Genomic DNA, 19,490 nt, shown 5'->3' with positions numbered 1-19,490 from the left:
CTAAAAAATTAAAACTCAAAGATAGCCTTTTGGGCAAAAAGAACAGAAGAAGAAGTGGTTATTATCCGCACATTAACCGGCATCGTTCCCATCTTGGGGAAGAATATCGATTTGCGGCTCTTTGAGCACTTTCTTGTTGGCGATATTCCGCTCGAGCGATAAGAGCAAAGAGGGTAGGAGTATCAAGTTGGCGAGCATGGCGAACAACAGGGTTGCAGAAACCAATGCGCCCAAAGCAACAGTACCGCCGAAATTCGAAATGATAAAGACCGAAAACCCAAAGAACAATACGATGGAAGTATAGAACATGCTTACCCCTGTTTCCCGCAAGGCGGCATAAACGGAGACCTTGATCTTCCAATTATTGGCGAGCAATTCCTGTCGGTATTTGGCGAGAAAGTGAATCGTGTCGTCTACGGAAATGCCAAAGGCGATACTAAATACCAAAATCGTGGAAGGCTTAATAGGAACCCCCACAAAACCCATGACCCCAGCGGTAACGACCAAGGGTAACAGATTCGGAATCAAAGAGATAATGATCATCCGGAACGAGCGAAACAGATAGGCCATAAAAAGGGCGATCAGACCGATGGCCAGCGCAAGCGATAAAATTAGATTTTTAACCAAATATTTCGTGCCCTTTAAGAAAATAAGTGCGCCTCCCGTCATGTACACATTAAAACGTTCGCTCGGAAAAATTTTCGAAATGTTCTCATTGAGATCGGCCTCAATGGCTTCCATACGTTCCGTTTTTACGTCTTGCATGAAGGTGGTTATACGTGCAGTTTGACCAGTACTGTCAACAAATGAATTGAGCATGTTGCCGTTGTCCGCGGAATTTTTGGCAACATCCATGATAAAGGTATTCTCCTGCGAGGTGGGCAATTGATAGTATTTGGGAATTCCGTTGTAAAAAGCCTGCTTCGAATATTTAACCAGGTTCACGATGGAAACGGGTTTGGATAGTTCGGGCGTTTCATCGATCAGCGTGCCTAGGCGATCGATTCTCTTGAGATTGGCAGGTTTCAGTACGCCACGTGGCGTTTTGGTATCGACAACGATTTCTACGGGCATGATACCGTCAAACTCCTGCTCGAAAAAGCGAATGTCTTTGAAGAACTCCGCATTTTTGGGCATGTCTTCGATGATGCTTCCCGAAATACGTATTTGATAAATACCGATAATGCTGGCGATCAAAAGGATGAGGGAGACCACATATACCGAAATCCGTTTGTTGCGTACAATGTTTTCCATCCAATTGACGAAGGTGTCTATCCAGCGTTTGTTCAGATGCTTAAGGTGTTTCGTTTTCGGCAACGGCATAAAACTGTACACTATGGGAATAATCAAAAGGGAAAGGATAAAAATACCCAGGATATTTATGGAGGCTACCACACCAAACTCCTTTAGTAATTTGCTGTCAGTAATAATGAAGGTGGCAAATCCGGAGGCCGTGGTCACATTGGTCATTAAGGTAGCGTTCCCTATTTTAGCGATTACCCGTTGTAGGGAAAGGGCTTGATTCCCATGTTTTTTGACTTCTTGTTGGTATTTGTTAATAAGGAAAATACAGTTCGGAATACCGATAACGATGATCAGCGGAGGAATCAATGCCGTAAGCACGGTAATCTCATATTGCAATAAACCGAGGGTTCCAAAGGCCCACATGACCCCTACGATAACCACGAGCATCGAAATAAAGGTCGCCCGGAAACTCCTAAAGAAGAAAAAGAAAATCAAAGAGGTCACCCCTAGTGCGGCCAAGATGAACTTCCCGATCTCATCGATGATGTTTTGGGAGTTCATCGTACGAATATAGGGCATACCCGAAACTCGAACGTCCATGCCTGTATCTTGCTCGAAACGGCTGACCAGGTTTTTGAGGTCTTGTAAAATAAAATCTTTTCGAACGGTCGTGTTTACGATATCGGAGTCTAGGTTCGCTACCGTACGAACCGTACCACTCGATGCATTGAACAAGAGATTGTCGTAGAACGGCATGTTGTTGAAAAGGTGGTTTTTGATGCTATCGACTTCCGCTTTGGTGCGCGATTCCGAAGTGATCAACGGGCGCATGGTAAACTGTTGCTTGTCGTTGTCCTTGACGAGTTCCTTCAGGTTTTCGGTGGAGATGACCAAATCTACTTCCGGGAATGCCGCCAATTGCTTGCTGAATTTGTTCCAGCGGTTAAAATTTTCGGGCGTAAACAGGCTGCTATCGCGTATGGCAAAAACAATGGCATTGCCTTCCTCGCCGAACTTTTTGAGAAAGGATTGGTATTCTACGTTAACGGGATGGTCATCAGGCAAGAGGTTGGCTTGGGAATTCGAAAAACGCATCTTATCCCATTGAAAGCCTAGAAAAACCGTCATCCCCACAACCATAAGCAGAATCAAAATTCGATTCCTGAGGATGATATTGGCCGTTTTGGCCCAAAAACCTTGTGTAAGTTTTGCTACCATTTAAATGAGACTTCCGCTATCGAAAAGGCAACGCTATTTTGATAGTGGTTAGTTCGAATTAAACCCCGCATCGGTGCAGGGCTTTTTAATTATTTGTATTAAGAGACTGATTAAAAATTTGTCCCAAGGCAGGCAAAGGTAAAAAACGAGATGGAGTGTTCCTAGGTGATAGGATGATATGTTTCCATCGGAAATGAAGGGGTGTTAAAGCTTTGACTAAACATCAGTAGAGGCAAAGCGAAATAAGTTGTCGGATATCATCGGTGGGCTCTAGATTGGCGTTCCCATTGCGTATTGGATTGCGCTTAGGATTGAAAACACTTGGGAACGCTCACTTTCTGTTCGTTAGAACTTTTTACACCTTCATGATCTCTGCCTCCTTGGCCTCTAAAAAGGTGTCTATTTTTTTGGTGTACTTGTCCGTTAATTCCTGAACATCGGTCTCGGCGTTATCTTTAAGATCATCGGAGGCATCATCTAAGGCTCGTATGTCCTTATTGGCCTCTTGGCGCGCATTACGAACACCGACTTTTGCGTGTTCGGCTTCCGCTTTGGCCTGTTTCGCCAATTGAATACGGCGTTCCTCCGTCAAGGGTGGTACATTAATGATAATGCTTTCCCCGTTGCTCATAGGGTTGAAACCGAGATTGGCGTTCATGATGGCTTTTTCGATTTCCGGCAGCATGGCCTTCTCCCAAGGTTGGGCCGTAATCGTTCTCCCGTCCGGCGTGTTAACGTTCGCCACTTGATGCAATGGGGTCTGTGACCCGTAGTAGTCTACCATGACCGAGGAAAGCATCGCAGGGCTGGCTTTCCCTGCCCTAATTTTTACGAATTCCTTCTCCAAATGGGAAATTGCGGCTTCCATGGCCTCTTTACAAGTGTCAAGAATAAAACTGATTTCTTCGTTCATGTGTTCCTAAATTTATAAAATAATAGGCAAATATTGTTCCAAATCGTTTGGTGTGTAAACTACACATTTACGACCGTACCGATGTTTTGCCCGTCAACTATCTTCGAAAGGTTGCCCGTTTTGTTCATGTCGAAAACCACGATCGGCAAAGAATTTTCTTGGCTAAGTGTAAAGGCTGTTGTATCCATTACTTTTAAACCTTTACTCAATACTTCCTTAAATGATAGGGTATCGAATTTTGTAGCGTTCACATCTTTTTCAGGGTCTGCGGTATAGATGCCATCTACGCGCGTTCCTTTTAAAATCACGTCCGCCTCGATTTCTATCGCCCGAAGTACGGCGGCCGAATCGGTCGTAAAATAAGGGTTGCCCGTACCGCCACCAAAAATGACCACTCGGCCTTTTTCCAAATGGCGCATGGCCCGTCTTCTGATGAACGGTTCGGCCATTTCGTTGATTTTAATCGCGGACTGTAGTCGCGTCTGTACGCCTTTTAGCTCTAGGGCGCTTTGCAACGCTAAACCGTTGATCACGGTGGCCAACATACCCATATGATCTGCCTGAACACGATCCATACCTGTAGCGGCTCCGGCCAATCCACGGAAAATGTTGCCACCCCCGATAACAATGGCCACTTCAATGCCCTTATCGACTACCTCTTTTATTTCGTCGGCGTATTCCTCTAGTCTTTTTGAGTCTATCCCATATTGCTTCTCGCCCATGAGCGCTTCGCCACTTAATTTTAAAAGTATTCGTTTATAGTGCATTTTGCTTGTTTAGTTGTCACAAAAATAATCAAAAAACTTATGCCAACAGTTGCTCATTTTTGGACCGTTCTTTAGGAATTATTAACAGCCACAGTATGCAGGGTAGAAATTTTTTTATGAACTTGCGACCAATTGATGAAACAAAAAATAGTATGAGAAAATTAGTATGTAGTTCCCTGTCCGTAATGCTTTTGCTTGGTTGTGGCGCCACGAAGACGTTGGTAACCGCCGATAAGACGCCCATAATGGTTTCGATGGATCTGAAAAATGTGACCGATGATAAAGTAATGGTCAGTATCGATCCCGGGGCATTCACTTCGGATAGCGTTTCGTTTCGGATTCCAAAAACCGTTCCGGGCACATATAGCACGGATGATTATGGTAAATACATCGAAGGATTAAAGGCCCTGGATTACGACGGTGCAACCCTGGCTGTTACCAAGGCAGATGATAATACATGGAATATCGCCAATGCCAAAGCATTGGATAAGATTACCTACTACGTAAACGATACCTTCGATTCTGAAAACGAACAGGAAGAAGCGGTATTCTCGCCAGCGGGAACGAATATTCTTGCGGGAGAGAATTTTATGCTCAATCTGCATGGTTTCGTTGGATACTTCAAAGGTTATGAAGAAGTCCCTTACGAACTTGGTATTAGCAAGCCTTCCGATTTGGAGGCAACAACATCCCTTCCGAAGAAGGTCGACGACGTGGAAAATGTTGATGCCGACGTCTTTACCGCGGGCCGTTATTTTGAGGTCATCGATAATCCCATTCTATATGCCAAACCGAATACAGAGACCTTTCAAATCAATGATATCACAGTAACCCTCAGCGTGTATTCTCCGAACGGCACCTACACCGCAGCCAGTCTAAAGGACCGAATGGAAAAGATGATGACTGCCCAAAAGGCTTTTCTAGGTGATATCGACAGTACCAAGGAATACAGCATCCTATTGTATCTTTCTCAAATGGGCGATACCGATGCAAATGGTTTTGGAGCTTTGGAACACCATACTTCCACCGTAGTGGTACTGCCCGAGGTAATGCAAAAAGAAGCGTTGGAGCAGGCGATGGTCGACGTGGTTTCGCACGAATTTTTCCATATCGTCACACCCTTGAACGTGCATTCGAACGAAATTCAGTATTTCGATTTCAACAATCCTCAAATGTCACAACATTTGTGGATGTACGAAGGCACGACGGAATATTTTGCCAATCTATTCCAGATTCATGAAGGGCTTATCGATGAGACCGAGTTCTACAAACGTATCATGGATAAAATCGAGAATGCCTCCTCTTACAACGACAGATTGTCTTTTACAGAAATGAGTAAAAACGTATTGGAAGAACCCTATAAAGACGAATATGGGAATGTGTATGAAAAAGGGGCTTTGATCAATATGGCCTTGGATATTCGCTTGCGTGAATTGAGCAATGGAGAAAAGGGAGTGCTATGGTTGATGAAGGAACTTTCTAAAAAATACGGGGATAGCACCCCTTTTGAAGACGATGCCCTTATCGATGAAATCGTAGCCATGACCTACCCGGAAATACGAACCTTCTTCGATATGCATGTATTGGGAGACACCCCCATAGACTACGATTCCTATTTGGTAAAAGTGGGGCTGACCAATGCCGAGCAGGAGATTGAAAGCGGTTACTTTCTCAAAGGAGAGGTGCCGTATATTGACGTTGATCAGAAAAATGATAATGCTATTTTCATCCGTAAAGGTATCGCACTCAATAGTTTCTTTACGGGTCTTGGTGTGCAAGGTGGTGATATCATAAAAAGCATAAATGACACCCCTATAAACCTCGAGGCCATTCGTGGAATTATCGGAACGAGTTTCGGTTGGACACCCGAAACACCCGTTAAAATGGTCGTTGAACGGGATGGGGCCGAAATGACCGTAGAGGGTCTTGCCGGAAAGGCCATGGTGAACGAAAAGAAAATCGTTCCTCTGGAAAACGCGAGCGATGAGCAGATCGTCTTACGCAACGCTTGGATGAAAGGATAATCGCATCTGTTTTTTCATAGGATAATAAATTTCGGGGCGGTCCAAAAAGTATACTTTTTGGACCGCCCCTTTTATTTATGAAAAAAATTACCTTAAAAATTGGATTTTTATGTAACCTTCTCTTAAAAACGCAGTTTACCCTTTTGTATACCTAAGAAATTAAATGCAAGAACCAACCAACAATGCATTAATGCTCAAAGTAAAGGCAGGCGATGTCGATAAGCTGGGACTGCTGTACGAGCGTCATAAAAAGCGACTTTTCGGATTTTTTTATAACATGAACCGAAACGCGTCCTTAAGTGAAGACCTGGTACAAAATGTCTTTGTTCGCATGCTCAAGTATAAACATACCTATACCGGTGAAGGTTCGTTTACGGCTTGGATGTTCCGTACGGCGCGCAATGTGAATTTCGATTACTATCGAAGAAATAAAATCGCGTTTCATCAGAGCGAAGTAGCTTCCGTTGCCTATAAACTTGAGGATTCGAATGCTGTTGAAAAGGATATGGAACAAAAAGACGACATATCGGTATTGCATCGGGCCATGCAAATATTGGCTCCCGAAGAACGGGAAGTCCTGATATTGAGCAAATTTAAGGAGATGAAATTCAGTCAGATAAGTGAGATTTTAGGATGCACTGAGGGGGCAGCCAAAGTAAAGGCGCACCGAGCGTTGAAAGAGTTGCGAACGATTTTTCTACAATTGGAAACAAGATAGCTATGGAACAGGAAAAGTTTGAAATATGGATGATGGAATACCTATCCGGCGAGCTGGATGAAAACGGACAACGAGAATTTGAAAGGTATCTCCAAAACCATTTGAAGCACAAAGAAGAATTCGAAGCGCTGGCCGGTACCTGGCATAATTTAGAAGAAACCAAAATCCCGGAACCATCCAAACTAATGGATACCGTTTTTTTCGAGATGTTGAACGCTAAAATGGAAAAGAATTCCATTGAGAAGTCCGGTTGGTTTCGAAATTTAAAATCTTTTTTTGGCCCGATACACAGACCGCAATTGGCTCTTGGCGTCCTCTTGTTAACTATTGGGCTTGCCGTTGGCTATGTGTTCAATACCAGTAATCCAAACCCGACAGTTAATGTGCCGGCAGTGGTCAACAATGAGACCGAGGAGGTGCGCCAAGAATTAGTGTTGACCTTGTTGGAGCAACCCTCGGCGAATAAACGTTTACAGGCGGTGAATGAAGCAGCCAAGTTGAACGATGCCAATGAACGTGTCATAAAAGCCCTTTTTTCGACCTTGAACAATGACCCGAACATCAATGTGCGCTTGGTGGCCATCGAGTCTTTGACCAAATATGTTGAGACGCCGGAAGTGCGGATGGGTTTGGTCAAATCCATTGCGTTGCAAGATTCGCCTTTGGTTCAAATCGCCTTGGCCGATTTAATGGTTGCCCTACAGGAGAGGACCTCCATTGAGTCTATGAAACAGTTATTGCAAAAACCCGATATCAACTCAACGGTCAAGCAAAAATTAGAGGAATCAATCAATCACATCATATAAACACAGCCGAGCGTACCTATCAGATACAAGGCGGGCGCAGCGCATCAAAAAACGAACAATCATGAGAACAGTTAAAACAGGACTGACCGTACTAAGCTTTTTATGTAGCTATGGTATTGCGGCCCAGAAGTCAACGGAAACCATTGCCAAGGAAATAGGTTTTTCTTCAAATTCCGTGGAGAACATGCTAGTAGTCCAAAATGTAAACGGACCCATAAGCGTGGAAGGCTATGATGGAAAGACCATCAAAATTGAGGTTGAAAAAACTATTTCGGCCAGAAGTCAGGCCCTTTTAGAAGAGGGTAGGCGTGATATACAGCTGAAAATCGAAGAAGTAGGTCAGCGTATCTATGTATATCTGGAATCACCATGGAACGATTTTGATACCGCAATTGGCAGGTATTCGAACAGAAAGAAAAACGGCAGATGGGAACAACCGGACTATCGCTACTATCTCGATTTCAAGCTAAAAGTACCCAAAAACACCAATGTAAAACTGGCTACGATGAACGACGGGGATATTTATGCGAAGAACGTTCATGGCGAAGAAATTATCGTGAGTAACCTCAACGGGGCGATTACTTTGGATAATATTACAGGGAAGACCGATGTAAATGCCTTGAACAGGGATATTAACATCACCTACTATAAGAACCCCAGCGGCGATTCAAAGTACCATTCCTTAAATGGGGATGTCAACGTTACTTTTCAAGCCGATTTGAATGCAGAGGTTTCCTTCAAAAGTTTAAACGGTGATATGTATACCAATTACGACACCGAAAAACTGAGTCCGCGTTTGGTACAAACCAAAACCAAGAATGGAAAAAAAGCAAAATACAATATGAGTTCCGAACAGTCGTATAGAATAGGAAACGGGGGAATTCAATTGGATTTCAATCTCTTAAACGGTGATGCAACATTAAAAAAATAGAACGATGGGAAATAGAAGAATACACATGGTCACATTTTTAGTCCTTTTACTTTCTTTTGGGAGTATAGTGGCCCAAGCCGATGAGAAGGAGACCGTTACGATACCTCTGAGTACCCCAGGGGAAGCGGGATACTTGAAAATAGGATTGCTTTACGGCTCGATTACCGTAGAAGCACATCAAGGAGAGGACGTTATTGTAGAAACGACGAGTAAGCAAAGTTCCAAGTCGCAAAAAACGAAGGATGGCATGCGGAAAATCGGGGATACATCCATTGAATTTTCCGTAGAGGAGTACAATAACAAAGTAACGGTCAGATCACGTAAGCAGAATAAAACGGTCGATTTTCTGATCAAGGTACCGGAGAATTTCTCACTGGATCTGCGTGCAACGAACAACGGTAATATTAAGGTAGAAGGGGTAATCGGGGAAATGGAAATCAGTAATCTAAACGGCGCGATTTCCTTGGTCAATATTGGTGGCTCGGTCATTGCGGATGCATTGAACAAGAATATCGTGGTGTCCTTTACAAAAGGTTATGCAAAGTCGCCCATGGCCTTTACCAGTTTGAACGGCGATCTGGATGTGACGTTTCCAGCTAACTTGTCGGCCAACGTTAAAGCAAAGACCGATAACGGGGAAATCTACACGGATTACGAAATGAAAATGACCCGTGACATCAGTAAGGATGAAAAAAAATCATCCGCTGGAGTTTACAAGGTAACTGTCGATAAATGGGTGACGGGTACCATTAATGGCGGAGGAGAAGAACTACTTTTTAAAACCATGAACGGCGATATTATGATTAGGTCTAATTGATTCGTCGCTTGTAGTTTAACGAATAAAAGACCGCTTTCCTAAAAAAGGAAGCGGTCTTTTTATTTGAATTAGTCTGAGTTTGCTTATCCTAACGTAACGCGCTTGAAGCCCGAAACGTGAACATCACCATGGGATTCAACGTATTGTGCCACGTTGATTTTGTCATTCTTGATGAAGTTCTGGTCCAGCAGACATTGCTCTTGGTCCAAGGTGGTATTATCCGAGATAAAACGCTCCATTTTCCCAGGAAGGATTTTGTCCCAAATCTGCTCTGGTTTCCCTTCTGCCTGCAACTGCGCTTTCGCGTCCGCTTCCGCCTTGGCGATAACTTCGTCGGTCAATTGGGCCATTGAAATGTATTGCGGCACATTTTTGAGCGTCTTGCCCAAACGGCCAAGCTCTTCGTTCTCTTTTTCGATAACCGCAATCCGTGCTTCGGTTTCAGAAGCAATGAACGCAGGGTCAAAATCCTTGTAAGACAAGGTGGTCGCACCCATTGAAGCCACTTGCATGGCAACGTCTTTACTCAACTCCTCAGCGGTATCCACTCGTGCCGATAAACCGACCAAAGCAGCGATTTTATTAATGTGCACATAGGAACCCACATAAGACGCTTCTAATTTTTCAAAAGCGTTGATTTCCAGTTTTTCACCAATAACTCCCGTTTGCTCGATTAGTTTCTCGGCTACGGTCATACCACCAAAATCGGCAGCCAACAACTCCTCTTTGCTATTTTGGTGCAAAGCAAGATCTGCAATCTCATTGGCTAGGGCTACGAAGTTTTCGTTCTTTCCTACGAAATCGGTTTCACAACCCAATACTATGGCAACACCTACGGTCTTGTCGTCATTTACTTTTGCGATGGCCGCACCTTCTGAAGAATCCCTATCGGCTCTCTTGGCAGCTACTTTCTGACCTTTTTTGCGCAATACTTCGATAGCCTTGTCAAAATCGCCCTCAGCTTCGACCAAAGCATTTTTGCAATCCATCATTCCGGCACCGGTGGCCTTTCTTAATTTATTTACTTCTGCGGCGGTAATCTTTGCCATAATTTATACTATTTATTTTTTATTCTCGCGAAGGCGAGAATCTCTTAGTTAATATTTCACCTTTCTTTTAGAAAGATAAGGGTTACTTTTCTGCAAAAACGATTGAGGCCTTTATTCTACACCACCCTTAGCGTTGTCTTGCCATTCCTTTAGTTCATCCCACTTTCCATCGGCAGCCATTTTAGCCTGCTTTGGCCATGAAGTAGGATCTAAGTGACCCATTCTTGAACTCGCTTCTGTCAAAATTTCTTTCATCTTATCAGCCTTTGTCTCAGCTACCTTTGCAAACGTATCGACACCGGCCGCTACAAGATACTCAGCTGCTTTGGGCCCAACACCTTCGATTTTAGTAAGGTCATCGGCCTTGTCGCTCTTCTTAATTTTTTCCATTGGCTCCGCGTCAACCTCGGTCTTTGGGTTTTTAGCTACGACAGGAGGCGCTTTGGTCTCAACGGTTTCTGGCGTTGGCTCAGGTGTTTCCTTATTTTCAACTACAGGGACAGCGTCAATTTCCTTGGTTACATCAGAATCCGGTTTGGCAACTTTCACGTCTTTTGCGATAGCCGGGGCTTCTTTAACAATAGCCTCTTCTTTTTTCGTTTCGGTTTTTGCCTTGGGGGTATCCGCACCTTCTTTTTCGGCTTGCTTTTCGGTCTTGCGTTCCGTTAACCCTTCGGCAACCGCATCGCAAACCTGCTGCATGATGATTTCAATGGATTTTGAGGCATCGTCGTTTGATGGAATCAAGTAATCGATTTCTCTAGGGTCTGAATTGGTATCGACCATTGCGAAAATCGGAATGTTCAATTTCATGGCTTCTTTAACGGCAATGTGCTCGCGCATCGTGTCAACAATGAAAAGGGCACCCGGCAAGCGTGACATTTCAGAGATAGAACCTAAGTTTTTCTCCAATTTTGCACGCAAACGGTCTTTTTGCAGACGTTCTTTTTTGGAAAGACTCAAAAAAGTACCGTCTTTTTTCATTCTGTCGATGGCTGTCATTTTTTTGACGGACTTACGAATGGTCACGAAGTTGGTCAACATACCACCTGGCCATCGCTCGGTAATGTAGGGCATGTTCACATTTGCTACTTTTTCGGCAACAATGTCCTTCGCCTGTTTCTTAGTGGCAACAAAAAGAATTTTTCGACCGGAAGAAGCAATTTGCTTCAACGCCTGTCGTGCCTCCTCTAATTTTGCAACTGTTTTATAAAGGTTGATGACGTGTATTCCGTTACGCTCCATGTAGATGTAGGGCGCCATGTTGGGATTCCACTTTCTTGTAAGGTGTCCGAAATGCACACCTGCTTCCAATAAATCTTTTACTTCGACTTTTTTAGCCATTTTTAATTTAGTTTACGTTCTTATGAATTAGCAATGGCAAATCGGTATCCCGAACGTATGTCGGAATGCCTTCACCATTTAGATGCTAAACTAACTTGCCCTGCTTCGAAATTTCGAAGGTTTCAGGGTCAATACCTGCACACCGATTTAGAATGTGACAGGTTTTTTAAGTGCCCTTTCGCAAGGGCTTTCAATGAACTGGGTTTATACTGAACTTGTTTCAGTATCTAATAAAAATAAGTATATCATGTGCCGAAACAAGTTCAGCATAAATATTAACGTTTGGAGAACTGGAATTTCTTACGGGCTTTTTTCTGACCGAATTTCTTACGCTCTACCATTCTTGGATCTCTGGTCATCAATCCTTCCGGCTTCAAAACCGATCTGTTTTCCTCATCAAGGGCAACCATTGCTCTTGAAAGAGCCAGACGGATGGCTTCTGCCTGACCGGTTATACCTCCACCAAAAACATTTACCTTCACATCAAAATTACCGTCATTTTCGGTCAATGTGAACGGTTGCTTTACCTTGTATTGCAAAGTGGCCGTAGGAAAATAGTCGTTTAACTCTCTTTGGTTCACGGTTATCTTTCCTTTTCCTTCAGAAACATAAACTCGGGCTACAGCGGTCTTTCTCCTACCGATTTTGTGAATGATGTCCATTACTTAAATTCTTTTAAATTGAATACGGTTGGTTTTTGTGCTTCTTGTTCATGGGAAGATTCAACATAAACCTTAAGATTTCTGAATAATTCGGCACCGAGCTTGTTTTTAGGCAACATCCCTTTAACCGCTTTCTCAACGATACGCGCTGGGTGCTTGGCGAGTAATTCGTTAGCAGTGGTTTCGCGTTGCCCACCTGGATAACCTGTGTAACGCTGGTACGTTTTATCCTCCCACTTGTTACCACTTAAGTGTACCTTTTCAGCATTGATAATAATTACATTATCGCCACAATCAACGTGTGGTGTGAAGTTAGGTTTGTGTTTCCCTCTAATTAATTTAGCAACTTTCGAGGCAAGACGACCTAGTGTTTCTCCTTCGGCATCTACCAATAACCATTGCTTGTCAACAGTCTTGCGATTGGCCGAAATTGTCTTGTAGCTTAATGTATCCACTACTTTATTCTTTTTTATTAAACAATACTATCCCATAAATGGGGTGCAAATGTACATTAAATTACTTGATATACAAACGCTTGTTTCGGAATATTTTTAGATTTTAGAAGCCGGTATAATTTTCATTAAAAATAACGCAGTTTTAGTGCGTTATTCTGTTAAATAAATGTAAAGGAGTAGTGGTGCAGCAGTGTTGGGCCTAACTTTGGAAAATCCTTATAAGGAAGAAACTAAGGACTATTTCCAACATGCGGTTAAAAGTAATAATCTTCAGGTAGCTAAACAGTATGGTAACGGTCCATATCAAATGGATGAAAATAGCGATGGTCTTACCGACTATGAAATAGCCGACCCTGACTTTTCATTTGTTCAGTTTCGTTCGAACCTCGTTTCCCGATGGGAGTATATTCCAGGTTCCGAGATATTTCTGGTCAGGTCGCAAGGCGTAACGGGTTTCGGGGATCCGACGGATAGTTTGGGCCGTAGTCTAGATGGACAAATATTGAATCAGAAGGTGAACAACACCTTTTTGATCAAAGCGACATATCGTTTCGTGCTCTAAGAGCGTATTTTTTAAAATACATACGATATTCTTGTAATGAACGTTTAAATGGTGTACAACTAAAAATTATACAGAAAAGATGAAATCCAAAATTCTCTTACTTGTCATGGCGACTACCTTAATCTGTTCTTGTTCGAAGGACGATGACAAAAGCAGTGAAACCGATTCCAGTGCCATCGTCGGCAGTTGGCAGGCTACCGAATTAAGAATAGATGATCAAACGGCCAGTGATGATGCCAAGAACGGTCGCGATGCGTTGGATTTTTTGACCGCGAGGGACTGCTATGTTATTACGTTCACCTTTAATCAAGATTTGACCGTGGTAGCGGAAAACTCTGTAAATTATCTTAGACCGGGCGTAAATGCCGAAGGCACGGGTTTAGACATTCCTTGCCCGACCGAAAAAGATACCGATACTAGTACCTATGTTTATGATGGTACGACCTTATCCATCCTTAATAGTGACGGACAAACAGTTACCACTGCGGCAACGGTCGATGGCGATACCCTGACCATAGATGCAAGCGGTTTGGATATTCCTAATTTTAATGCCAGTGGGGAATTGATTTTCGAGCGAAGATAAAACAATTGAAAAGCAAAAAGTAACCCTCGATCGTGTTAATGGTCGAGGGTTTTTTTATTGGTCGTAAGGCCAAATAAAGTTATTGCTTGTAAAATTTTGTCTGTACCGTTTGTTCCTTAGAATAAATGGAGATCAAATAGATACCTGCCTTTAAGTTTGAAATCGGAATATTCAGGGCATTGTTGCGTATTTCCCATTGGTATGTCGCCAAGGTAGTTCCGTAGAGGTCAGATATCGTAATGTCGGCCTTTTTCGAATTTAAAACGCCCAGAACATTCACTACGCTGGTAGCTGGGTTAGGGAATACTTTGAGCTTGGGCGGGGCCATCTGTATGATTTCGGCATCAGATTCCTTCGTGTTGTCCGTTTGCGCTTGGGCGAAACAGACGACCAGAGCAAGTGCAATGGTCAGGAAAAACTTCTTCATATCTTTTGGTTTGGTACTTGCATAACGTCTAAGTCGATAGCTTAGTACCGGCCAAATCACAAAAAAATGTTAGAAAAAAACTTCGGTTTTAATGCGCCACCAACCAGTTTTCCCCAATACCCAGTTCAACATCCAAGGGTACCGCTAGTTTGTAAGCATTTTCCATCTCCGATTTGACCATGGTCTTGAGTTGCTCCATCTCGGGATTGTACACGTCAAAAACCAATTCATCATGCACTTGCAGGAGCATCTTGCTTTTGTAGTTTTCTTCCACTAGCTTTTTATGGATGTTGATCATGGCCACTTTGATGATATCCGCGGCGCTACCTTGAATTGGGGCATTTACGGCATTCCGTTCCGCTGCGCCCCGTACGATGGCATTGCTTCCATTAATGTCCTTTAGGTACCTGCGTCGGCCCAGAACGGTCTGCACATAACCGTGGTCACGCGCGAAGTCTACCTGTTCGCCCATGTAGTTCCGTAGCTTCGGGTAGGTTTTGTAATAGGTTTCAATAAGTTCTTTTGCTTCCGAACGGGAAAGATCGGTCTGATTACTGAGCCCAAAGGCAGAAACGCCGTAAATGATGCCGAAATTGACGGTTTTGGCATTGCTTCGCTGCTCGCGGGTTACCTCCTCCAAGGGAACATTGAAAACGCGGGCGGCGGTAGAGGCGTGAATATCCTCCCCGTTTTTAAAGGCCTCGATCATGGTCGTTTCCTCGCTCAATGCGGCAATAATCCGTAGTTCTATTTGTGAATAATCCGCGGCCAAAAGGGTGTGATTTTCATCCCTTGGTACGAACGCTTTTCGCACTTGCCGGCCCCTTTCCGTTCGAATCGGAATGTTCTGTAGGTTTGGATTATTGCTACTCAATCGCCCTGTCGCGGCAACGGTTTGCATATAATCGGTGTGTATTCTGCCGGTACTTTTCTCAACTTGCAAGGGAAGTGCATCTACATAGGTGCTTTTTAGTTTGGATAGTCCTCGGTAATCCAGTACGTTTTGAATGATTTCATGGTCTTTCGCCAAATAGGAAAGTACATCTTCGGCGGTGGAATATTGCCCAGTCTTGGTTTTTTTGGGTTTGTCGACCAACTTCATCTTATCGAATAAAATTTCGCCCAATTGTTTGGGAGACCCAATATTGAACTCCACCTCGGCAGCTTCGTATATTTTTTTCTCAAGTGAGGCAATGTCATTATTGAGGTCTTCGGAAAGGGAGTATAAAAATTCCTCATCCAATTTGATGCCTTCCAACTCCATATCAGCAAGTACGCGTAGTAGCGGGATTTCAATATCATTAAAAAGGTCTTCGGTCTTGGCCTCTGCCAATTCGGGTTTAAAATGTTGGGCCAATTGAAAGGTGATATCCGCATCCTCGACTGCGTAATCGGTCTGTTTTTCTAGGGGAACATCCCGCATACTGAGTTGGTTCTTTCCTTTTTTGCCAATGAGTTCAGTGATGGAGACCGGCGTATAGTTCAAATAGGTTTCCGAAAGTACATCCATATTATGGCGCATATCCGGATTGATGAGGTAATGGGCCAGCATGGTATCGAAAAGCTTTCCTTTTACCTGCACATTGTATTTGTGAAGTACCTTGATATCATATTTTAGGTTTTGACCGATTTTTTCGATGGACTCCGATTCAAAGAACGGACGCAATTGTTCGATCAGGGCTTGGGCCTCGGTCCGGTCCTCGGGAAAGGGAAGATAAAAGCCTTTGGTAGCTTCCCAAGAAAATGCGATGCCCACGAGCTCAGCAGTCAGAGGATTCAACCCCGTAGTCTCGGTATCAAAACAAACCGAAGTTTGTTTCATTAAATTCTGTAAGAAGAATTTCATGGCCATACCCGGTGCGATACTTTGGTACGAATGTGGTACGTCGGCAATGGTTTTGCGGCTGTTGTAGTCTTTGATGGTACCCGCGGCTTGGGAAGGGTCTGCGCCGAAAAGTGAAAATTGTCCGCCGCCCGCTTCCTTTGCTTGGGCCTTGGCGGTAGGGGTGCTGGTCACTTGGGTTTGCGGAGTATCTTCTTCCCCGGAAAATATCTTGATGAACTGGTCTTTCAGCCTTCTAAATTCAAGCTCTTCAAATAGTTCCTGAACTTTTTTGCTGTCGGGTACCGACAATTCATAATCCGAAGCATTGAAGGTTACATCGCAATCGGTACAGATTGTTGCCAGTTTTTTCGAAAGTAGGCCCAGTTCTGCGTTCTCTTCGACCTTCTCTTTCATTTTACCTTTGAGTTGATCGGTATTGGCTAATAGGCCTTCCATGGAACCAAACTGTTCTAAGAATTTTTTCGCTGTTTTATCTCCCACTCCAGGCAAGCCGGGAATGTTGTCGCTCGCATCGCCCATCATCCCCAAATAATCAATGACCTGTTCCGGTCGTTCTACCCCGAAACGTTTTTGAATTTCCGGAATACCCCATATTTCGATGCCATTGCCCATTCGAGCGGGCCGGTACATAAAGATATTTTCGGAAACCAGCTGTCCGAAATCCTTATCCGGTGTTACCATAAAAACTTTATAGTCTTCCTTTTCGGCCTGCTTTGCCAAGGTGCCGATGATATCGTCGGCCTCCCAACCTTCCAAAACGACCGAAGGAATATGCATGGCTTGCAAAATATCCTGAATATAGGGTATGGCAATGCGAATAGCATCCGGGGTTTCGGAACGGTTTGCCTTATATTCGGGAAACATTTCTGTCCGTTCGGCACTGCCACCTTTGTCGAAACAGACAGCTAAATGGTCGGGTTTTTCACGTTTGATAACATCAAAAAGAGAATTCATAAATCCCATTATAGCAGAGGTATCCATTCCCTTGGAGTTGATTCTAGGGTTTTTGATCAAGGCGTAATATCCGCGAAAAATCAGTGCGTATGCGTCAAGTAAAAAGAGTCGTTTTTGGTCTGCCATGGCTACAAGTTAGAAATACAAAGTATGAGGAATGCGGTTGAAATTGCTAAAGTTTTTAAAAGTACAAATTGAGGACGTAAAAGAAATACGAAAAGTAGTTTTTGTCTCGAGCATTAGTAGCACATCGCCATTAGACTTTCAAAAATGATTCTGAAGGATTATCGGCGTGTCCCGCTTCTGAATAGGTGCGATAGCTAAACCCGGGCTGAATGCAATAACCGCCAGTCTCGCCTTTTTTATTGATGGCGATAAAGCCGATCTGAAAATCGGTTCTCCCCTTGTTTTTGGCCATAATCCGTTTTACACCTTCTTCGCAGGCTTCTTGTGGCGACTTGCCTTGTCGCATCAATTCTACGATTAAAAAACTACCGACGGTTCGTACTACTTCCTCCCCAACTCCCGTGGCCGTCGCCGCACCGATCTCGTTGTCTACGAATAGGCCGGCTCCGATGATGGGGGAATCGCCCACACGTCCCGCATATTTATACCCCATACCGCTGGTGGTACAAGCTCCTGAAATATCCCCTTTGCTATCAATGGCTAAAATTCCGATGGTATCATGATTTTCAATATTGATAACGGGCTTGTATTCGGAGGTCTTTTTCCATTCCAGCCATTCTTGTCTCGACTGTTCGGTAAGCAAGTCGGTCTTTTCGAAGCCTTGCTCATAGGCGAATTGTTCGGCGCCTTTTCCTGCGAGCATCACATGGGGGGTTTCCTCCATAACCTTGCGTGCCACGGAAACTGGACTAGCGATATTCTGCATACAGAGCACTGCGCCACAGTTGCCATCCTTGTCCATAATACAGGCATCCAATGTTACGTTGCCCTCGCGGTCGGGACGGCCGCCCACGCCAACGGTCTGGTTGTTCACATCGGCCTCTTCGACCATGGCACCCTCTTGCACGGCATCCAACGAACTCCCGCCAGCTTCCAGAATTTCCCATGCCTTGGCCGTAGCGTTTTTAAAATTCCACGTGCAGATCGCGATGGGGCGGATTTCTTTTGAAGCTACCGCTACGGCCTTATTAGACTCATTTATTTCTTGACAAGAAGCTATAATGGGTGTAGAAAGCAATCCGACTGCCGCCGTACTTGAATTTTTTAGGAAGTTTCTTCTTTGCATCGGTTTGTGTTCATTAAATTAGGACTTTAAATATAGGGGTTATTCGATAACTCCATAGATTTATTGAAATGAATATGTTGAATGCGATACTCCGCAAAAAAGGGTTGACATTCGATAGCTGGTTTTCCATTTGAATTTTCTTTTTATGCTAGTAGAAGTTTGTGCCAATTCTTTTGAATCCGCCCTCAATGCCCAAAGGGCGGGTGCCGATAGAATTGAGCTGTGCTCGGAGCTTGCCGTGGGCGGAGTGACCCCTTCCTACGGGCTCTTAAAAGCCGTAAGCGAGAAGATTTCGATTCCGGTACGTGTGTTGATTCGCCCCAGAAGCGGCGATTTTACCTATTCCGATGCCGAATTCGACATCATGAAGCAAGACATTAAACTCTGCAACGAAATGGGTTTTGATGGTATTGCTATCGGGCTCCTACATCCTAATTTCGTAATGGATGAGAGGCGGCATATCGAGATTGGCCATCTTGCAGCGAAGCTGAAAATCACCTTTCATCGCGCTTTCGATTGGGTGGCCGACCCTATTCTGACGTTACAAAAGCTCGATGACCTTGGTATAGATACCATTCTAAGTTCTGGACAACAACCTTCGGCCCTCGAGGGTATTGATTTCCTTACCGAACTCAGTGAACGTGCATCGCATACGATTATTATGCCTGGATCTGGGATAAACGCAGGTAACGCCCACCTCTTTAAGGAAAGGGGTTTTAAGGCGATACACTTATCGGCGGTTCAAATGAATCAAACATTGCAGGAGAGCCCGAAAGTGAGTATGAATTCCCCCAGGATGCTATCCGATGATTCAGTGGCAGTGTCCCATTTCGAAACCATTCAAGAAATAGTTCGTGCCGTTAAATAAAACCCAATTGCATCATGCTGAAACTTCAGAACAAATACATTTGTAAAAA

At 43.9% G+C, this 19,490-nt stretch carries 18 protein-coding genes; 8 read left to right on the top strand and 10 right to left on the bottom strand.

Annotation, left to right across the window (positions count from 1 at the left end; genetic code table 11):
- Positions 1 to 72: 72 nt before the first annotated feature.
- The 3 genes from FGM00_RS14490 to pyrH form a co-directional block, all read right to left on the bottom strand.
- Entirely contained in the window at positions 73 to 2,463 is a 2,391-nt protein-coding gene (locus tag FGM00_RS14490; protein ID WP_138853598.1) for an efflux RND transporter permease subunit, read from the bottom strand.
- Between the two features lie 355 nt (positions 2,464 to 2,818).
- Positions 2,819 to 3,376 carry a ribosome recycling factor gene (frr, locus tag FGM00_RS14485; protein ID WP_138853597.1) on the bottom strand — a complete coding sequence of 186 codons (558 nt, stop codon included), beginning with the start codon at positions 3,374 to 3,376 and terminating at the stop codon, positions 2,819 to 2,821.
- A gap of 59 nt (positions 3,377 to 3,435) precedes the next feature.
- Positions 3,436 to 4,143 carry a UMP kinase gene (gene pyrH / locus FGM00_RS14480; protein WP_138853596.1) on the bottom strand — a complete coding sequence of 236 codons (708 nt, stop codon included), beginning with the start codon at positions 4,141 to 4,143 and terminating at the stop codon, positions 3,436 to 3,438.
- A 152-nt stretch (positions 4,144 to 4,295) separates the two neighbouring features.
- Here pyrH and FGM00_RS14475 point away from each other — a divergent pair, with 152 nt between their 5' ends.
- From FGM00_RS14475 to FGM00_RS14455, 5 genes are all read left to right on the top strand, one after another.
- Positions 4,296 to 6,167, top strand: coding sequence for a M61 family metallopeptidase (locus tag FGM00_RS14475; RefSeq protein WP_138853595.1), 1,872 nt, complete (start codon positions 4,296 to 4,298; stop codon positions 6,165 to 6,167).
- A gap of 163 nt (positions 6,168 to 6,330) precedes the next feature.
- Entirely contained in the window at positions 6,331 to 6,885 is a 555-nt protein-coding gene (locus FGM00_RS14470) for an RNA polymerase sigma factor (protein WP_138853594.1), read from the top strand.
- A gap of 2 nt (positions 6,886 to 6,887) precedes the next feature.
- Positions 6,888 to 7,691, top strand: a complete 804-nt coding sequence (locus tag FGM00_RS14465) for a HEAT repeat domain-containing protein (RefSeq protein ID WP_138853593.1) — start codon at positions 6,888 to 6,890, stop codon at positions 7,689 to 7,691.
- A 61-nt stretch (positions 7,692 to 7,752) separates the two neighbouring features.
- Positions 7,753 to 8,622, top strand: a complete 870-nt coding sequence (locus tag FGM00_RS14460; protein WP_138853592.1) for a DUF4097 family beta strand repeat-containing protein — start codon at positions 7,753 to 7,755, stop codon at positions 8,620 to 8,622.
- Between the two features lie 4 nt (positions 8,623 to 8,626).
- Positions 8,627 to 9,439 carry a DUF4097 family beta strand repeat-containing protein gene (locus tag FGM00_RS14455; protein ID WP_138853591.1) on the top strand — a complete coding sequence of 271 codons (813 nt, stop codon included), beginning with the start codon at positions 8,627 to 8,629 and terminating at the stop codon, positions 9,437 to 9,439.
- 83 nt (positions 9,440 to 9,522) lie between these two features.
- Here the strand turns inward: FGM00_RS14455 and tsf are convergent, their stop codons facing one another.
- From tsf to rplM, 4 genes are all read right to left on the bottom strand, one after another.
- Positions 9,523 to 10,488 (bottom strand): translation elongation factor Ts, encoded by a 966-nt coding sequence (tsf, locus tag FGM00_RS14450; protein WP_138853590.1) that lies wholly within the window; start codon positions 10,486 to 10,488, stop codon positions 9,523 to 9,525.
- Positions 10,489 to 10,599: 111 nt separating this feature from the next.
- A complete protein-coding gene (rpsB, locus tag FGM00_RS20050) occupies positions 10,600 to 11,832 on the bottom strand; it encodes a 30S ribosomal protein S2 (RefSeq protein ID WP_138853589.1) in 1,233 nt (410 codons plus the stop codon).
- 275 nt (positions 11,833 to 12,107) lie between these two features.
- Complete coding sequence (gene rpsI / locus FGM00_RS14440) at positions 12,108 to 12,494, bottom strand: 30S ribosomal protein S9 (RefSeq protein WP_138853588.1); 387 nt, start codon at positions 12,492 to 12,494, stop codon at positions 12,108 to 12,110.
- A complete protein-coding gene (gene rplM, locus FGM00_RS14435; protein ID WP_138853587.1) occupies positions 12,494 to 12,949 on the bottom strand; it encodes a 50S ribosomal protein L13 in 456 nt (151 codons plus the stop codon). Before rplM ends, rpsI begins: the two co-directional genes overlap by 1 nt.
- Before the next feature lie 205 nt (positions 12,950 to 13,154).
- On the opposite strand from rplM, the gene FGM00_RS14430 reads away from it, so the two are divergent.
- Both FGM00_RS14430 and FGM00_RS14425 read left to right on the top strand, forming a co-directional pair.
- Positions 13,155 to 13,511, top strand: a complete 357-nt coding sequence (locus FGM00_RS14430; RefSeq protein WP_175416233.1) for a hypothetical protein — start codon at positions 13,155 to 13,157, stop codon at positions 13,509 to 13,511.
- Positions 13,512 to 13,590: 79 nt separating this feature from the next.
- Positions 13,591 to 14,094: a lipocalin family protein gene (locus FGM00_RS14425; RefSeq protein WP_138853586.1), complete on the top strand. Its 504-nt coding sequence runs from the start codon at positions 13,591 to 13,593 to the stop codon at positions 14,092 to 14,094.
- Between the two features lie 79 nt (positions 14,095 to 14,173).
- Here FGM00_RS14425 and FGM00_RS14420 read toward each other — a convergent pair whose 3' ends face one another.
- The 3 genes from FGM00_RS14420 to FGM00_RS14410 all read right to left on the bottom strand — a co-directional run bounded on the left by FGM00_RS14420 (position 14,174) and on the right by FGM00_RS14410 (position 18,573).
- Positions 14,174 to 14,521 (bottom strand): T9SS type A sorting domain-containing protein, encoded by a 348-nt coding sequence (locus tag FGM00_RS14420; RefSeq protein WP_138853585.1) that lies wholly within the window; start codon positions 14,519 to 14,521, stop codon positions 14,174 to 14,176.
- Between the two features lie 88 nt (positions 14,522 to 14,609).
- Positions 14,610 to 17,447, bottom strand: a complete 2,838-nt coding sequence (gene polA / locus FGM00_RS14415; protein ID WP_138853584.1) for a DNA polymerase I — start codon at positions 17,445 to 17,447, stop codon at positions 14,610 to 14,612.
- A 130-nt stretch (positions 17,448 to 17,577) separates the two neighbouring features.
- Complete coding sequence (locus FGM00_RS14410; protein ID WP_138853583.1) at positions 17,578 to 18,573, bottom strand: isoaspartyl peptidase/L-asparaginase family protein; 996 nt, start codon at positions 18,571 to 18,573, stop codon at positions 17,578 to 17,580.
- Between the two features lie 145 nt (positions 18,574 to 18,718).
- Between FGM00_RS14410 and FGM00_RS14405 the strand changes: the two genes are divergently transcribed.
- Complete coding sequence (locus FGM00_RS14405; protein WP_138853582.1) at positions 18,719 to 19,441, top strand: copper homeostasis protein CutC; 723 nt, start codon at positions 18,719 to 18,721, stop codon at positions 19,439 to 19,441.
- The last annotated feature ends 49 nt before the right edge of the window (positions 19,442 to 19,490 follow it).

Origin of the sequence: Aggregatimonas sangjinii, assembly GCF_005943945.1 — a bacterium.
Taxonomy (GTDB): Bacteria; Bacteroidota; Bacteroidia; order Flavobacteriales; family Flavobacteriaceae; genus Pelagihabitans; species Pelagihabitans sangjinii.
This window is presented reverse-complemented; position numbering and strand designations above follow the sequence as displayed.

What these genes read in the sequence shown, in the direction of transcription:
- rpsI (WP_138853588.1), bottom strand. Translation starts at nt 12,494, where the DNA reads ATGGACATCATTCACAAAATCGGTAGGAGAAAGACCGCTGTAGCCCGA.
- FGM00_RS14405 (WP_138853582.1), top strand. Translation starts at nt 18,719, where the DNA reads ATGCTAGTAGAAGTTTGTGCCAATTCTTTTGAATCCGCCCTCAATGCC.
- FGM00_RS14455 (WP_138853591.1), top strand. Translation starts at nt 8,627, where the DNA reads ATGGGAAATAGAAGAATACACATGGTCACATTTTTAGTCCTTTTACTT.
- FGM00_RS14420 (WP_138853585.1), bottom strand. Translation starts at nt 14,521, where the DNA reads ATGAAGAAGTTTTTCCTGACCATTGCACTTGCTCTGGTCGTCTGTTTC.
- FGM00_RS14425 (WP_138853586.1), top strand. Translation starts at nt 13,591, where the DNA reads ATGAAATCCAAAATTCTCTTACTTGTCATGGCGACTACCTTAATCTGT.
- FGM00_RS14470 (WP_138853594.1), top strand. Translation starts at nt 6,331, where the DNA reads ATGCAAGAACCAACCAACAATGCATTAATGCTCAAAGTAAAGGCAGGC.
- frr (WP_138853597.1), bottom strand. Translation starts at nt 3,376, where the DNA reads ATGAACGAAGAAATCAGTTTTATTCTTGACACTTGTAAAGAGGCCATG.
- FGM00_RS14475 (WP_138853595.1), top strand. Translation starts at nt 4,296, where the DNA reads ATGAGAAAATTAGTATGTAGTTCCCTGTCCGTAATGCTTTTGCTTGGT.
- FGM00_RS14465 (WP_138853593.1), top strand. Translation starts at nt 6,888, where the DNA reads ATGGAACAGGAAAAGTTTGAAATATGGATGATGGAATACCTATCCGGC.
- pyrH (WP_138853596.1), bottom strand. Translation starts at nt 4,143, where the DNA reads ATGCACTATAAACGAATACTTTTAAAATTAAGTGGCGAAGCGCTCATG.
- FGM00_RS14460 (WP_138853592.1), top strand. Translation starts at nt 7,753, where the DNA reads ATGAGAACAGTTAAAACAGGACTGACCGTACTAAGCTTTTTATGTAGC.
- FGM00_RS14490 (WP_138853598.1), bottom strand. Translation starts at nt 2,463, where the DNA reads ATGGTAGCAAAACTTACACAAGGTTTTTGGGCCAAAACGGCCAATATC.
- rpsB (WP_138853589.1), bottom strand. Translation starts at nt 11,832, where the DNA reads ATGGCTAAAAAAGTCGAAGTAAAAGATTTATTGGAAGCAGGTGTGCAT.
- polA (WP_138853584.1), bottom strand. Translation starts at nt 17,447, where the DNA reads ATGGCAGACCAAAAACGACTCTTTTTACTTGACGCATACGCACTGATT.
- FGM00_RS14410 (WP_138853583.1), bottom strand. Translation starts at nt 18,573, where the DNA reads ATGCAAAGAAGAAACTTCCTAAAAAATTCAAGTACGGCGGCAGTCGGA.
- tsf (WP_138853590.1), bottom strand. Translation starts at nt 10,488, where the DNA reads ATGGCAAAGATTACCGCCGCAGAAGTAAATAAATTAAGAAAGGCCACC.